This window comes from Mesorhizobium escarrei, from assembly GCF_935825525.1.
Classification (GTDB): Bacteria; Pseudomonadota; Alphaproteobacteria; order Rhizobiales; family Rhizobiaceae; genus Mesorhizobium; species Mesorhizobium escarrei.
In genome coordinates this window covers 1-13637 of the sequence record NZ_CAKXZT010000066.1, presented here as the reverse complement: position 1 = coordinate 13637, position 13637 = coordinate 1, and the positions used below count along the sequence as shown (strand labels likewise).

14 protein-coding genes are annotated in these 13637 nt (G+C 63.2%); 7 read left to right on the top strand and 7 right to left on the bottom strand.

The annotated features are described in order from the left end of the window. Positions 1 to 143 precede the first annotated feature (143 nt). Entirely contained in the window at positions 144 to 977 is an 834-nt protein-coding gene (locus tag NMG80_RS04615; protein WP_254017043.1) for an AraC family transcriptional regulator, read from the bottom strand. Positions 978 to 1217: 240 nt separating this feature from the next. Between NMG80_RS04615 and NMG80_RS04610 the strand changes: the two genes are divergently transcribed. The 3 genes from NMG80_RS04610 to NMG80_RS04600 are packed head-to-tail and all read left to right on the top strand — an operon-like array spanning position 1218 to position 4434. Beyond that, positions 1218 to 1715: a MarR family winged helix-turn-helix transcriptional regulator gene (locus NMG80_RS04610; RefSeq protein ID WP_254017045.1), complete on the top strand. Its 498-nt coding sequence runs from the start codon at positions 1218 to 1220 to the stop codon at positions 1713 to 1715. Continuing rightward, positions 1712 to 2890, top strand: coding sequence for an HlyD family secretion protein (locus tag NMG80_RS04605; RefSeq protein ID WP_254017042.1), 1179 nt, complete (start codon positions 1712 to 1714; stop codon positions 2888 to 2890). The genes NMG80_RS04610 and NMG80_RS04605 overlap by 4 nt, the downstream gene beginning before the upstream one ends. Positions 2891 to 2904: 14 nt before the next feature. Continuing rightward, entirely contained in the window at positions 2905 to 4434 is a 1530-nt protein-coding gene (locus tag NMG80_RS04600) for a DHA2 family efflux MFS transporter permease subunit (protein WP_254017041.1), read from the top strand. Between the two features lie 37 nt (positions 4435 to 4471). On the opposite strand, the gene NMG80_RS04595 is transcribed toward NMG80_RS04600, so the two are convergent. Both NMG80_RS04595 and NMG80_RS04590 read right to left on the bottom strand, forming a co-directional pair. Then, on the bottom strand, positions 4472 to 4987 hold the full coding sequence (locus NMG80_RS04595) for a CAP domain-containing protein (protein WP_254017040.1): 516 nt from the start codon (positions 4985 to 4987) through the stop codon (positions 4472 to 4474). A 186-nt stretch (positions 4988 to 5173) separates the two neighbouring features. Further along, positions 5174 to 5737 carry a TetR/AcrR family transcriptional regulator gene (locus NMG80_RS04590; RefSeq protein ID WP_254017039.1) on the bottom strand — a complete coding sequence of 188 codons (564 nt, stop codon included), beginning with the start codon at positions 5735 to 5737 and terminating at the stop codon, positions 5174 to 5176. Positions 5738 to 5847: 110 nt separating this feature from the next. Here NMG80_RS04590 and NMG80_RS04585 point away from each other — a divergent pair, with 110 nt between their 5' ends. From NMG80_RS04585 to NMG80_RS04575, 3 genes are all read left to right on the top strand, one after another. Beyond that, positions 5848 to 6636 carry an SDR family NAD(P)-dependent oxidoreductase gene (locus NMG80_RS04585; RefSeq protein WP_254017044.1) on the top strand — a complete coding sequence of 263 codons (789 nt, stop codon included), beginning with the start codon at positions 5848 to 5850 and terminating at the stop codon, positions 6634 to 6636. Between the two features lie 61 nt (positions 6637 to 6697). Beyond that, positions 6698 to 7792, top strand: a complete 1095-nt coding sequence (locus NMG80_RS04580) for an alkene reductase (RefSeq protein ID WP_254017038.1) — start codon at positions 6698 to 6700, stop codon at positions 7790 to 7792. Positions 7793 to 7866: 74 nt separating this feature from the next. After that, positions 7867 to 8316 (top strand): DUF2147 domain-containing protein, encoded by a 450-nt coding sequence (locus NMG80_RS04575; protein ID WP_254017037.1) that lies wholly within the window; start codon positions 7867 to 7869, stop codon positions 8314 to 8316. Between the two features lie 240 nt (positions 8317 to 8556). On the opposite strand, the gene NMG80_RS04570 is transcribed toward NMG80_RS04575, so the two are convergent. The 4 genes from NMG80_RS04570 to NMG80_RS04555 all read right to left on the bottom strand — a co-directional run bounded on the left by NMG80_RS04570 (position 8557) and on the right by NMG80_RS04555 (position 12836). Continuing rightward, positions 8557 to 10209, bottom strand: coding sequence for a flotillin family protein (locus tag NMG80_RS04570; RefSeq protein WP_254017036.1), 1653 nt, complete (start codon positions 10207 to 10209; stop codon positions 8557 to 8559). Positions 10210 to 10314: 105 nt separating this feature from the next. Further along, positions 10315 to 10935: an OB-fold-containig protein gene (locus tag NMG80_RS04565; protein WP_254017035.1), complete on the bottom strand. Its 621-nt coding sequence runs from the start codon at positions 10933 to 10935 to the stop codon at positions 10315 to 10317. Positions 10936 to 10940: 5 nt separating this feature from the next. Further along, positions 10941 to 11981 carry a PspA/IM30 family protein gene (locus tag NMG80_RS04560; protein WP_254017034.1) on the bottom strand — a complete coding sequence of 347 codons (1041 nt, stop codon included), beginning with the start codon at positions 11979 to 11981 and terminating at the stop codon, positions 10941 to 10943. A gap of 306 nt (positions 11982 to 12287) precedes the next feature. Next, on the bottom strand, positions 12288 to 12836 hold the full coding sequence (locus NMG80_RS04555; RefSeq protein WP_254017033.1) for a TetR/AcrR family transcriptional regulator: 549 nt from the start codon (positions 12834 to 12836) through the stop codon (positions 12288 to 12290). 158 nt (positions 12837 to 12994) lie between these two features. Here NMG80_RS04555 and NMG80_RS04550 point away from each other — a divergent pair, with 158 nt between their 5' ends. Next, on the top strand, positions 12995 to 13405 hold the full coding sequence (locus NMG80_RS04550; protein WP_254017032.1) for a DUF1761 domain-containing protein: 411 nt from the start codon (positions 12995 to 12997) through the stop codon (positions 13403 to 13405). Positions 13406 to 13637 lie beyond the last annotated feature (232 nt).

Here is a 13637-nt window from a genome sequence, read left to right as displayed (position 1 = left end):
CCCCGTTGTGGGGAGGGTTAGGGTGGAGGGTCCATCTTCGCAAGAATCCAAATGCGATTGCCCACCCCACAAGGGGAGAAGGAAAGGTAAGGCGGAGCCGCTTCGTACTGGCTCTACCACAAGTTGAAATCTGGGGGCCTTCCTCACCCTTTGACCGGTATCCAGATTTCCAGCCCGCCATTGCCGCTGCGCGGATCGAATTCGGGGCCGTAGCGCTCGAATTCGGGCGCGTCGGCAATCTTGTGCCCGGAGGCCGGCAGCCACTTGTTCCAGATCGTGTTGACTGTGCGGCGGATGGTCGAGATGTGGTCACGATGGGCGAACACGGCGTATTTCTGCGCCGGCACGCGTACGCGCGAAAACTCCTTCGGCAGGTCCGAAAAATCGGACACCTCGACGCCGGCGATATAGTCGAAATTGCCTGCATCGTCGCCGTTGACGCAGACGCCATAGGCGATGTCGCCGACCTCGCCCGGAATGTTGCCGATATAGGGGCCGAACTTTTGCCATTGCATCGGGATGCCGGCGCTGGTTTCGCAGCTGTAGCGCTCGCCGAGACCGGCGATGAGAAACGGCCGGCTGGTCTCAAAACGCGGCGGCTCGAGATTGGTGAGGAAGGACTGGTCCATCAGGATCGGCTCCACGAGATCGAGGTTTTTGAGTGAGCCTTGCGCACGCACCAGTTCCGGCGTGGTGCCGAACTGGTCGCGGAAGGCGCGGGTGAAAGCCTCATGCGAGGCATAGCCGGCGTCGAGCGCGACCGAGAGGATGTCCGGTGCGCCGGCGGCGAGCCTGCGCGCCGCCTCGGTCAGCCGGCGAGAACGCAGGTAGCCCATCACCGAACGGCCGGTCGCCGCAGCGAAAGCCCGCGTCACGTGAAAGCGCGACACGCCGCTGCTGTTGGCGACATCGTCGAGCGAGATGGCTTCCGGCAGACGGCTTTCGACGAACCACAGCGCTTTCTCGGTCGGGTTCATATGGCTCCTTGCTATCGGACTAGGTCTTGGTCTTCGCATTGGCCAGCTCATGGTGCCGCTTCCTGGTGGAGGCAGTTTGATCGAAATTGCGCACCGCGCAAATTCGACCGACCATCGGTCAATTTCAGCCTGCTCAATCGCGATTTTGCGAGCGATCCGCATGACCGCCATGCACACTTGCCAGCTTCTGGCATAATGCCGTACCTTGAATAGTAAGCACGCTTATAATATATGCCGCTCATGGTTTCCGACGGCATCGACAGATTGGGTTTTTTGATCCACGACGTGCAGCGCCTGATGCGCAAGCGCTTCGAGGCGCGCGCCAGGGGGCTCGGCCTTTCCTCGGCGCAATGGCGGCTCATGGTCCGCGTCGCCAAGGAAGAAGGCATCACCCAAGCGCGGCTCGCCGAGCTTCTCGAGATCGAGCCGATCAGCGTGTCGCGCCTGGTCGACCGCATGGAGGAGGGCGGTTGGATCGAGCGCCGTGCCGACGCCGCCGACCGCCGCGTCCGCATGATCTTCCCTACCGCCAAAGCGAGCCAGGCCTACGCGGAGATCAAGAGCCTTGCTGGCGAAGTCTATGAAGAATCGCTGACCGGCGTGTCGCCGCAAGATCGTCGCGTCCTGATCAAGGCACTGGAGACGATGGCCAGGAACCTGGCGGACGGCGAGCCGGCGCCGGGCGAAAAAGTCGAGAGTGGCGAAAAAGTCGAGAGTACAGAAGGCGCAGCAGCATGAACGCGGTAGCCAAGGTAGATGAGAATGCGACCAAGCTGGAGATGGAAGCTCCCGCGCAGCCGGCAGCCGCTCGGGTTACGGTCGCTCCGCAGCTAGCGCCGGCGTCGGTGGCGCCGAAGAAGAAGCGCCGTGCCGGCCGCATCCTTTTGATGTCGGCGGTGCCGGTGGCGCTGATCGCCGGCGGCAGCTACGTCTGGGTGACCGGCGGCCGTTACCAGGAGACCGAGAACGCCAACCTGCAGCAGGCCAAGGTCTCGATCGCCGCCGATACGGCCGGCCGCATCGTTCAGGTCGACATTTTCGACAACCAGTCGGTCAAGCAGGGCGCCTTGCTGTTCGCCATCGATGCCGAGCCTTACCGGATCGCATTGGCCCAGGCCGACGCGGCGGTCGCCGGCGCGCGCCTCAATGTCGAACAACTGCGTGCGGCCTATAGCCAGGCGGTAGCGCAGGAGAAGTCGGACGCCAGCCAGGTCGACTATGCGCAGTCGCAATACGACCGGGCCGCCGACCTGGCCCGCAAGGGCATCAATGCCAAGTCGTCGCTGGACGAGGCCAGGAACGATCTCGACAAGGCCAGGCAGCAACTGGCTGCGGCCGAGCAGGGCATCCTCAGCGCCAAGGCGGCGCTTGGCGGCAATCCCAACATCGAGACCGACAGGCATCCGACCGTGATGGCGGCACTCGCCACGCGCGACAAGGCTGCCTACGATTTGGCGCAGACCACGGTGAGGGCGCCGGCCGACGGTATCGTCAGCCAGGCTGCCTCGTTCAAGGTCGGCCAGTATGTCGGCTCCGGCACGCCGCTGTTTTCGCTGGTCGAGACCGGCGACACCTGGATCGACGCCAATTTCAAGGAAACCCAACTCACCAATATGAAGCCCGGCCAGACGGCTGAAATCGTGGTCGACACCTATCCGGGCCGGACGTTCGAAGCCACCGTCAAGGCGATCGGCGCCGGCACCGGAGCCGAGTTCTCGCTGTTGCCGGCCCAGAACGCCACCGGCAACTGGGTCAAGGTCACCCAGCGCATTCCGGTGCGCCTGCAACTGGCCGATGCCGACGCCAAGATGGCGCTGCGCACCGGCATGAGCGCGACCGTCACGGTGGACACCGGCGTTTCCCGCGGGCTTCCGAGCATCTTCGGCCACGCCGCGGCGGGTGAAGCGCAATAGACCGCCTCCACGTCATGAGCACGCCAAAACCCTTTCGCGAAGTGCCGCATCGCGGCCTGATCACCATTGCGATCATGCTGGCGACAGTCATGCAGGTGCTCGACACCACCATCGCCAATGTCGCGCTGCCGTCGATGGTCGGCGACCTTGGCGCGTCGGCCGACACCATCAACTGGGTTCTGACCTCCTACATCGTCGCCGCCGCCATCATGACGCCGGTGACCGGCTGGCTGGCCGACCGCTTCGGGCGCAAGGAACTGTTCCTGACGGCGGTGGTCGGTTTCGTCGTGTTCTCCATGCTGTGCGGCGTGGCATGGAGCCTGGAGACCATGGTGCTGTTCCGCCTGATGCAAGGCGTGTTCGGCGCGGCAATCGTGCCGCTGTCGCAGACCTTCCTGCTCGACATCAACCCGAAGGAACGCCACGGCCAGGCGATGGCCATCTGGGGCGCCGGCATCATGGTCGGACCGATCATCGGCCCGACGCTGGGCGGCTGGCTGACCGAGAGCTTCAATTGGCGCTGGGTGTTCTTCATCAACCTGCCGATCGGCATCATCGCCTTTCTCGGCATGGCCGCCTACCTGCCGAACATCGCCAGATGCGTGCGCGGCTTCGATTTCTTCGGCTTTGCCATGCTCTCGCTCGGCGTCGGCGCGCTGCAGCTCATGCTCGACCGTGGCGGCGACGCCGACTGGTTCTCCTCGGCCGAGATCTGGATCGAGCTTGGCCTCGCCATTTCAGGTTTCTGGGTGTTCACCATTCATGTGCTGAGCGCCGAAAACCCGTTCATCGACCCAAAGATCTTCCTGGACCGCAATTTTGCGACGGGACTGGTCTTCATTTTTATCATCGGCGTCATCCTTCTGGCCAGCCTGGCGCTGCTGCCGCCGATGCTGTCGACGATCTTCGGCTACCCGACCATCACCACCGGCGTGGTGATGGCGCCGCGCGGCGTTGGCACGATGATCTCGATGCTCGTCGTCGGGCGCATCATGCACAGGATCGATGCCAGGCTGCTGGTGATGATCGGACTGGGGCTTACGGCGCAGTCGCTCTACACGATGTCGGGCTTCTCGCCGCAGATGGACAACTGGCTTATCCTGACCTCGGGCGTCATTCAGGGCCTCGGGCTGGGCCTGGTCTTCGTGCCGCTCTCCACCATTGCCTTTGCCACGCTCGATGTGCGCTTCCGAACCGACGCTACGGCGCTGTTTTCCCTGGTGCGCAACATCGGCTCGTCGATCGGCATCTCGATCGTTTCGGTCATGCTGGTGCGCAACACGCAGATCAACCATGCCGAGCTCTCGGCCCACATCAATCCGTTCAACCCCAACCTCTGGGCGGCCTCGCCGCCGGCGGCGGTCGGCGATCCGGCGGCGCTGTCGCAGATCGAAGGGCTGGTCAACCAGCAGTCGCTGATGATCTCCTACATCAACGACTTCAAGCTGATGATGGTGGTGACGCTGGTTGCTTTCCCGCTGGTCTTCCTGCTGCGCAAGCCGCAGAAGGCTTCAGCGGCTGCACCCGCTGCGCATATCGACTGACATCTGGGGATCGGCGCGACCTGGTCGGCCGCGCCTCCTACTTGCCCAGTACAAGGCTCCAGTAGCGCAGCGAGCTGTCGCGGCCGTCCCGCACATAGGCCAGACCAAAGCGGGTGAAGCGCGGGTCGAGCATGTTGCTGCGGTGGCCGACCGAGTGCATCCAGATGTCGAACAGCTTCTGCTGATCGAAACGGCCCTCGGCGATGTTTTCGGCGGCAGCACCGGCAATACCGTTGCCCTTGACGCGCGAGGCAAATCCCTTGCCCCAGCCGGTGGAGTGGGTCATACGGCCGCCGCGCGCCATATAGCCGGACTGCTGCAGGGCTGCCTGTTCGAGCTGAGGGTCGGGGACAAGCGGATCGAGACCGGCTGAGGCGCGGATGCCCGCCAGTGTGCCGACGGCGGTGGCGGAGACCCCGGCGCCTTCGCCGGTGGGCAGCACGGTGGCGCAAGCGGCAAGCCCGGCCAGCGCGGCAAGGCCGGCAGCTCTAAATAGCATTCGCCTGTTTAGGCTTGATTGGACTTCGCAATTTTCGATTTTCGCAACGGTCATGCCTGCCTGGCGTAGCGGTGATCATGGCTTTTGCCGGGCAAGCGTGCAGAAATCTCGCTCGCTGCGCCCTTAGCCGTCCGCGAACCCCGCTGATTGCACGCTACGGCGCGATATTCTCCAAGTTAGTCACCCAACCACCGCCGATGACCCCATTGCTCTCGGCAAGAGCACTCCTGCCGCAGACCGCTAGTCGGCAGACACTTGGCTGATCCCGGTATCGATCCAGGCACGCGTCTGTTCCAGGACCTCGTCCGAAAGCGCCGGATCGTTGATGGCCCGGGCGAGGATCACTGCCCCTACCATCGCTGCCCAGCATCCGATCGCTGCGCGGCGTCTGTCTGCCGGATCCAACTCCGGGAGCGCCTTGCCGATACGGTCGATCTGCGAGCGAAGGCCTTCCGTCATGGCCGAGCGTGCAGCCGGGGTCTGATGGCGGATGTCCGCAACAAGCCCCGCCGTCGGACAACCACCGGCGGCGTTGTCGCGATGCCGGGGCGAAAGATAGGCGTCGACATAAGCGCGAAGATCGCCCCCTCCGCTTGGCTCCGCGGCGAGGACATGGGCAAGGGTCTGCGCGATCAGATCGTCCTTCGAGCTGAAATGGCCATAGAAGCCGCCATGGGTGAGCCCGGCGGCTTTCATCACCTCCGCCACGCTGACCGCGTCGAAGCCCTTGTCGCGAAACAGCCGGCTGGCAGCATCCAGAATTCGGCGACGGTTCTCCGCCATCTGTTCTCGACTGACCTTCATTTCAAAATTCTCCGCCGGCGCCGTTGACATTTACATGATGGGTATCATATTTAGCGGCAATCATGATGATAGTCATGAATATAGAGTCCATCAGAGAAAAGGGCAATGCCATGACCGCCATTCCGTCAGTCCTCATAACCGGCGCCTCCACCGGCATCGGAGCCTCCTATGCCGAGCGCTTCGCGCGCCGCGGGCACGACCTCGTGCTGGTTGCCCGTGACACGGCACGAATGGAGGCTCTGGCGGCCCGTCTGCGTCAGGAAAATGGCGTGGCGATCGACATCGTCCAGGCTGATCTTACGCAGCCTGCCGAGCTTGCAACGGTAGAGACGAGGCTGCGCGATGACGCCCGCATCGGGATCCTCGTCAACAATGCCGGAACGGCCATCGGCGGAAGCTTTATCGAGCAGAGCACCGATGACGTCGCGCGGCTGGTTGCGCTCAACACGACCGCGCTTCTGCGGCTAGCCAGCGCCATCGCCCCGCGCCTTGCGGCGGCCGGCGAAGGGGCGATCGTCAACATCGGCTCCGTGGTCGGCCTGGCGCCGGAGTTTGGCATGACGGTCTACGGCGCAACAAAGGCCTTTGTGCTGTTCCTGTCGCAGGGACTCAGCCTCGAGCTCGCGCCGAAGGGTGTCTACGTCCAGGCCGTGCTTCCCGCCACGACGCGAACGGAGATCTGGGGACATGTCGGCGCCGACGTCAACACGCTTTCCAACGTGATGGAGGTGGGCGATCTGGTGGATGCGGCGCTGGTCGGCTTCGACCGCCGCGAACTGGTGACCATCCCGCCGCTACCCGATGCCGGGCAGTGGGACGCGCTTCAGGCCGCGCGCCAGGCCATGCTTCCGAACTATGGGAACCAGCATCCCGCCGAGCGGTACCGCACGGTCGCCTGAGCACGGACAAAGCCGTTTCGATAAACGACCCCGCCGCGGCGGGGACAAACAAAGGTGACCCATGACGAGCACAACGCTGTTTGAGCCCTATACTCTCGGCTCGCTCACTCTCTCCAATCGTATCGTCATGGCGCCCCTGACGCGCAATCGCGCTGGCCCGGGCTTCGTTCCAGGCGATCTCGCCGCGCAGTATTACGGCCAGCGCGCGTCGGCCGGCCTCCTGATTTCAGAGGCCACGCAGATCTCGCAGCAGGGGCAGGGTTATCAGGACACGCCCGGCATCTACGCCCAGGCTCAGATCGGCGGCTGGCGCAAGGTCACCGACGCCGTGCACGCCAAGGGCGGGCGGATTTTCCTGCAGCTCTGGCATGTCGGTCGCGTCTCGCACGTCGATCTGCAGGAGAACGGCGCCGCCCCCGTGGCGCCCTCGGCGATCCGGGCCGCGACCAAGACGTTCGCCAACAACGGCTTTGTCGACGTTTCGGAGCCCCGCGCGCTGGAGCTCGACGAGCTTCCGGGGATCGTCAGCGATTTCCGGCAAGCAGCCGCGAACGCCATCGAGGCCGGCTTTGATGGCGTCGAGATTCACGGCGCCAACGGCTATCTGCTGGACCAGTTCGCCAAGGACGGCGCCAACGCCCGCACGGATGCTTATGGCGGATCGGTCGAGAACCGCGCCCGGCTGATGCTGGAGGTTGCGACTGCGGTGGTCGAGGAGATCGGCGCTGAGCGCACCGGCATCCGGATTTCGCCCATCTCGCCTGCCAATGGCGTCTCGAGCAGCGCCCCCCAGGCCCAGTTCGACCATATCGTCGATCAACTCGACGCTTTGGGCATCGTCTACATCCATGTCGTCGAGGGCGCCACGGGCGGCTCGCGCGATGTCGCGCCGTTCGACTTCGGATCGCTCCGCCGGCGCTTCAACAACACCTATATCGCCAATAACGGCTATGACCTCGAGCTCGCCGCGTCGCGGCTCGCCGAGGGCAAGGCGGACCTGTTCGCCTTCGGGCGACCGTTCATCGCCAATCCCGATCTTGTGGAACGGCTACAGACGCGCGCGCCGCTGGCCACATTCGATCAGGCGACGCTCTATGGCGGCGGCTCCGCTGGCTATACCGACTATCCCGCGATCGCCGCTTCAAGCCGGCCATGAGCCATCGCAGCGCCGCGCGCGCGGCAACCAACCCACGTCGACAGCAGCACCCCGTCCTCTCGGAGATCATCGCCATGCGTATACTGAAACAATCGGCCGTTTTCGCGCTCACCGTGGTGGCGTCACTCTCCTCGGCAGCGTGGGCGGACAATGCCTCGCCAGTCGGCCTGTGGAGGAACGTCGACGACGTCAGCGGCAAGCCAAGAGCGTTGATCCGCATCACGGAATCGAACGGCACTTTGCAGGGCAAGATCGAAAAAGTCTTCCTTGCCCCGAACGAAAACCCGACCTGTACGAAGTGCGAAGGCGCCTTGAAGAATGCGCCCGTCATCGGCCTGGTGATCCTATCCGGCCTGAAGAAGGACGGCGCCGAATATACAGGCGGCCGCATCCTCGATCCCGACAGCGGCAAAGTCTACAGCAGCAAAATCCAACTGACGAAAGGCGGCAACAAGCTCAACGTGCGCGGCTACATTGGTGTCTCAATGCTCGGTCGCTCGCAGATTTGGGTGCGTCACGAATAAGCTATTTAGCATCGACAGGAAATCTGTCGATGTAGAGACAATCAACTGGGAAGGAAAAACGTGTTGAGGCCGCTGTCATGCGGCGGCCACGCGCCATCGCCCGTCAAACTTGATCGGGCGTTGGAATTTTCCATTTTCGCAGCGGTCATGCCTGCATGACATAAGCGCGATCCTGGCTGCCAAATAGATTAGATCGGGCGTGGATTGTTCCATGCCCGATCAAATCAGCGTTTGGGCAGTTCAGGCCTTCGGTACCCCAGCCAGGGGGGCGACCAGCTCGTCGTCCTCCACGTCTGCCTCCTCGAACAGACCGGCCCCGTCAGCATTCGTTTCTCGCGGCCGCGTCGAGACCAGATCCTTCAGAGAGCCACCGGCGCCGGCGATGCCAGCTTCCTTCAGGAGCGCGTCGATCAGAGACTTGTTGCCGGTGAACTTCAGCAGCTGGTCGGCCAGATCGCCCGGACCCGAACGCCCGCCTTCGCCGCCCGAGCGACCGCCCGAAAATCCCGCCGTGTCGAACACGCGGATGCTGTCGATACGGCTCGCCGGCTCCATCAGCGCCTTTAGTGCTTCCGGTAGCATGGTGATCCGCGCCTGCGTCAGTTCAAGCTGGATCAGCCGGTCGGAGAGCAGGTTGCGCGCGTCGTTCGTGGCGCGGATGGTGGCGGCCTCCGCCTCGCCTTCCGCGATCACGCCTTCGGCGCGGACCTTCATCGCTTCCGCCGCCGCGCGGGCTTCCACCAGCACCGCCTCGGCGCGGTCTTCCGCCGCTGCTTTTTCGGCGCTCGCGCCAACTGTCACCGACACAGCCTCAGATTCCGCCGCTTCCTGCGCTTGCAGAACGGCGATCTGCCTGGCACGGTCGGCGATTTCGCGTTCGCGCGCCGTCTGCACCTTTTCTTGAGCAGCAACCGTCAGCGCCTCGGCCTCGCGGGCCTTGGCTTCAGCCTGGCTGGTTTCCTGGCTCTTCTTGGCGATGGCCACCGCCATATTCTGGCGCGACAATTCAACCTCGCGCTCAGAGTTGATGCGCGCCTCTTCCTTGGCGCGCTGCGCTTCCGCCGCATGCTCGGCGATCTCGCGTTCGCGCGCGATCTGCGCGGCCTGTTCGGCGAGCTTCGCCGCTTCCTCGGCCTTGGCCATTTCGGAGCGGGTGGAGGCCTGCTTGGAGACTACGTCGCGCTCCTGCTCCAGCCGCGCCTCTTCCTCTTGCCGCTTCAACGCGTACTTTTCGCGCGAGGCGTTCAGGTCTTGCTCGGCAATCGCTACTTCGGTCTTCCGGGTCACCTCGTTGCGCTCCTTGCGGCGCTGTTCGGTGATGGTTGTCAGCTTGGCCAAACCGACGGCGTCGAAGGCGTTGGTTTCGTTGAAGAACTCACGCGGCGTCTGGTCGAGGCCCGTCAACGACACCGATTCCAGCTCCAGCCCGTTCGAGCGCAGATCGGTTTCGACTGCGTCCTGCACCGCCTTCACGAAGTCCGAGCGATTCTCATGCAGTTGATCGAGCGTGTTGCGCGCGGCCACAGAGCGCAGCGCGTCGACCAGCTTGGCTTCCACCAGATCTTGGATTGCCTTCGGGTCGTTGACACGGTCGCCCAGCGTCTGCGCAGCGAGGCCGATGCCGTCATCCGTGCCGTCAACGCGTACGTAAAACTCGGCACGGATGTCGACGCGCATGCGGTCAGAGGTGATGAAGGCGTCCTCGCGGCGGCGGTCGACCACCAGCTTGACGGTGTTGAGCTTGACCTTCGCCAGCGCATGCAAGATGGGCAGGATCAGCGCGCCACCGTCTTTGACCACTCTGCGGCCGCCGACGCCGGTACGCACAAAGGCCTCGTCACGTTCGGCGCGCTGGTAGAGCCGCCCGAGCACAAAGCCGATCACCGCGATCACGAAGAGAACGATGCCGGCCCAGATCAGAAATTGAACTATATTGTCCATAACTTGCCCCCAGATTTGAAAGTGTTTGAATGTTCGGCTTTGCCCAGAGCGCTCTGGCTAGATATGCTCCTCGAACGGCACTACCAGCCAGACACGACCGGGTCCCTCGGCGGCTTTCACCACCACGACTACGGCGCCTTTCTCGATTTTCATTCCCGCGTCTGCGGGTCGCGCCCGCAGCGTATGCAATTCGCCATGCTCATCGCGCACTCGGATCGAGCCGGGCCGACCGTCATCCAGCGGCCCGAGCGAGACCGTGCCGCGATGTCCGACCAGATGATCATGGTTGACAGCGTAGCTCTCGTCCTGCGGCAGGAGACGAGCGATCCAGCCACCGGTGATTTTCGTTACCATCACAGCCGCAGGCGCCGCGCCAAAAGCGTAGCTCCACGCCGGCAAGACCGGGAAGATCTGCCACAGCATGATGCCGACCATGCCGAATGTGACCAGCAGAAGCAGTATCAGGATGGCGAAAGGTACCCGACCGAAATTCAACCAGTCGAATACGTCGCCCAGATGTGTGGCGTCGAGGAGGTGGTCGACCGCGCCGTCTTCGCCGCCACCATGGTCAAAATGTCCGGCTCCAACAAAGAACAGGACGATCTGCAGGACACCCAGCAACATCCCTGCCAGCAATGGATAGAGGTAGAGCGCCGGTGCGTGGAGAACATCTGCCATCGGCGCTACTTCTTACCCTTGAGTTCGCTGCGCAGTGTCGCCAGCCGGTCGTCAATGCGGCGCTGGCGCCCAAATTCTTCGAGTTCGACAAGATCGTTGTCGCGCGGCTTGCCAGCGGGCAGGTCGGTCAGCCGCGCCACGCTGGAAAGCGCGGCCGCAATGCGATCCTCTGGTGCGGGTTTGCGGAACCCGCCGTCAGCGTTGCCCACCGTGCCCGGCTTCTGCGCCTCGCGGGCGCGCCGCGCTATCTTCACCCGCTCCTCGGAATCGCGGCGGGCCGCACTTGCGGCGCTCAGCGCGCCCCGCGCTTCGTCAATGCGCACATCAACATCCTGGATCAGCTTGTCGATAGAGGCGGCCTGCGCGTCGATGTCGTCCTGACGGCCAATTCCGGCCCGTGCGAGGTCTTCGCGGCCCTCTTCCAGGGCGACCCGGATATTCTGGTCCAGCCCCTCGCGTTCCTCGGTCAGGTCGTCCTTCTGCAAGGTGTAGCGCTTGCGCTCGGCGATCAGCGCTGCGAGGTTGGACTTCAACTCGTCGGCGGCCTTGTCGATCTCGCGGATCGCTTGTTCGGCCACCGCCTCGGGAGCCTTCTTCTCAAGGCCGTCGATCACGGTTGCGACCAGGCCGGCGGCGAGGCGCGAAACGCGCCCGGAAATGGATTCGGTCTGCATGGCTTCGATCTCCCTGTGTTGCATGTCCGCCGACAGCGGAACGGTGAGCAGATAGGCCCCGTTATCCCGTACGAGGTGGGAAAGTTGCGCCTTCTCCTGGCTATCGGAGTAGCCGGTGGCCAGGAATCCCGCAATCACGCGCCCCTCGACGGTAGAAATCGAAACCTTGTCGACGCCCTTGAAGGACATGAGCTTGTCGTCAAGCGGCAGCCGATCGGACGACCAGGCGCCGGAGGCGTATTCGCGAATGCCATTGGTAACCAGTCGCGCCGGCAGGCCCGTCTCGGCGCGGATCGCTTCATAGGCGAGCTTCTGGAGCTCAAACGTGTTGGTGCGTTGGGTAGAGGCGGTGCAATCCAGGATGTCGTGCATGACGGCATAAGCCGCGAAAGTCATGTCGATGGCGCGTTCGCCAGCGCGGGTCAGGATCAGCTTGTAGTGCGCGGTCTTCATCTTGTTCTCCCTCCCAATCACCTAGTAAGTGATTGAGGGGATTTCAAGCTACAATCACCAAAAACGTGATTTGTTGTTGGGAAAGGATAAAGCATGTGTTTTGTTTGGTGCTCGCAGTGGGGCGAGTGTTGGCGAAAAGGGCTGGGAGCTGCCCCGCGCACTCCGGTATCCGCCCGTACGGCGGCGGCCGCCCTGACCGCCTCCACGCACTGATGAGAGTGCAACTTAGTCTTGCCCCATCAGCGTCTTGATCAGCGTCTCGGCGAGCCAGCTTTCATATTCCTCCGAAGACCAACCCCGCTCCAACACGAGCATGCGATATACGTCGCGGCCGGTATACATCCATAGGATGTCGCGCACGCGGGCTAAGCCGAGTTGGCGCGCGACAGTGACGGATGCGACGAGAAGCTTGGCACGCGCTTCCTGGAGGTTGAAGCGGACGGTCTCCAACTCCGTCTCGATCGCCTTCAGTTCGGGAGACAGGGCCGAGACGCCGCGCATAAGGCCGATCTCCTCGCGTTCCGCATCAAGCATGACCCGAGAGATCGAGGCAGTAATACGTAGAATTTCCTCGGGGTCTCTCGCGTTCTCGGCCTGCTTAGCTATCTCCGCATAGCGTGGGCCGAAGAAGGAACGCTCGACCACAGCCCTTAGAATGCCGATCTTCGACTGGAACAGGGCATAGACGGTCGGTGCCGAAACACCGGCGGCTGATGAGATGTCATTAATCGTGACCTTTTCCACTCCGCGCGCAGTAAACAGCTCTTTCGCCACATCGAGAATGCGTTGGCGCGTGCCGGAAGCGCGCTCCGCCCGCAGCCGTGCGTCGTAGCGCCTGCGGGTTTTTGAATTGTCATTCATATTGGATATAGTAAGCTATACTCAATATAACCGCCAGATCATTGAATTAGAAGGTTGGAAGGAGGAGCAGCATGATCGAGTTTGTGCCGGTAAACCTCTGGGGGATCGGAACTGCGGTCCTCGCAGCCTGGGTTGTCGCTGGGCTTTGGTATTCACCGCTGCTCTTCATCCGACCGTGGGCCGAGATGTCGGGCGTCGACGGCGCGAAATTCGCCGCCGGCCTGCGGCGGGCGATTGCGGTCGACCTTGCCTCGTTTGCGGTCATGGCGTTTATCCTCGATCAGGTACTTCACGCCTGGGGCGCGCTGACGATCGTCTCGACCGTCCTCTGCACGTTCCTGCTCTGGCTCGGCTTCGTCGCTGTCACGCTGTTGCATTCGGTGACCTATGAGCACCGGCCTTTGCGCTATTATGCGATCAATGCCGGCTATCGCTTGGTCAGCATGGTGGCAATGGGCGTGATCCTGACCGTGTTACGGTAACAAAGGCGCCTCACCCGGCAGGACGTGGAAGCGCCGCAAAGCTTGTCGTCGTCGCTCGGCGGCCGCTCGAATGTCCGCTCTTTGAACATTCGCAGCCCGAATCCGCCGGTCTGCACCACATGACCCGCACTCGACTGTCCGCCTCCGGCGCGGTATCTGGCCCGGATGGCAGATCCAACCCAAGGCGGTTGTCCAGCCTAGTGTAGCAGGCGTCAGATTTTCAGTGCGCCAG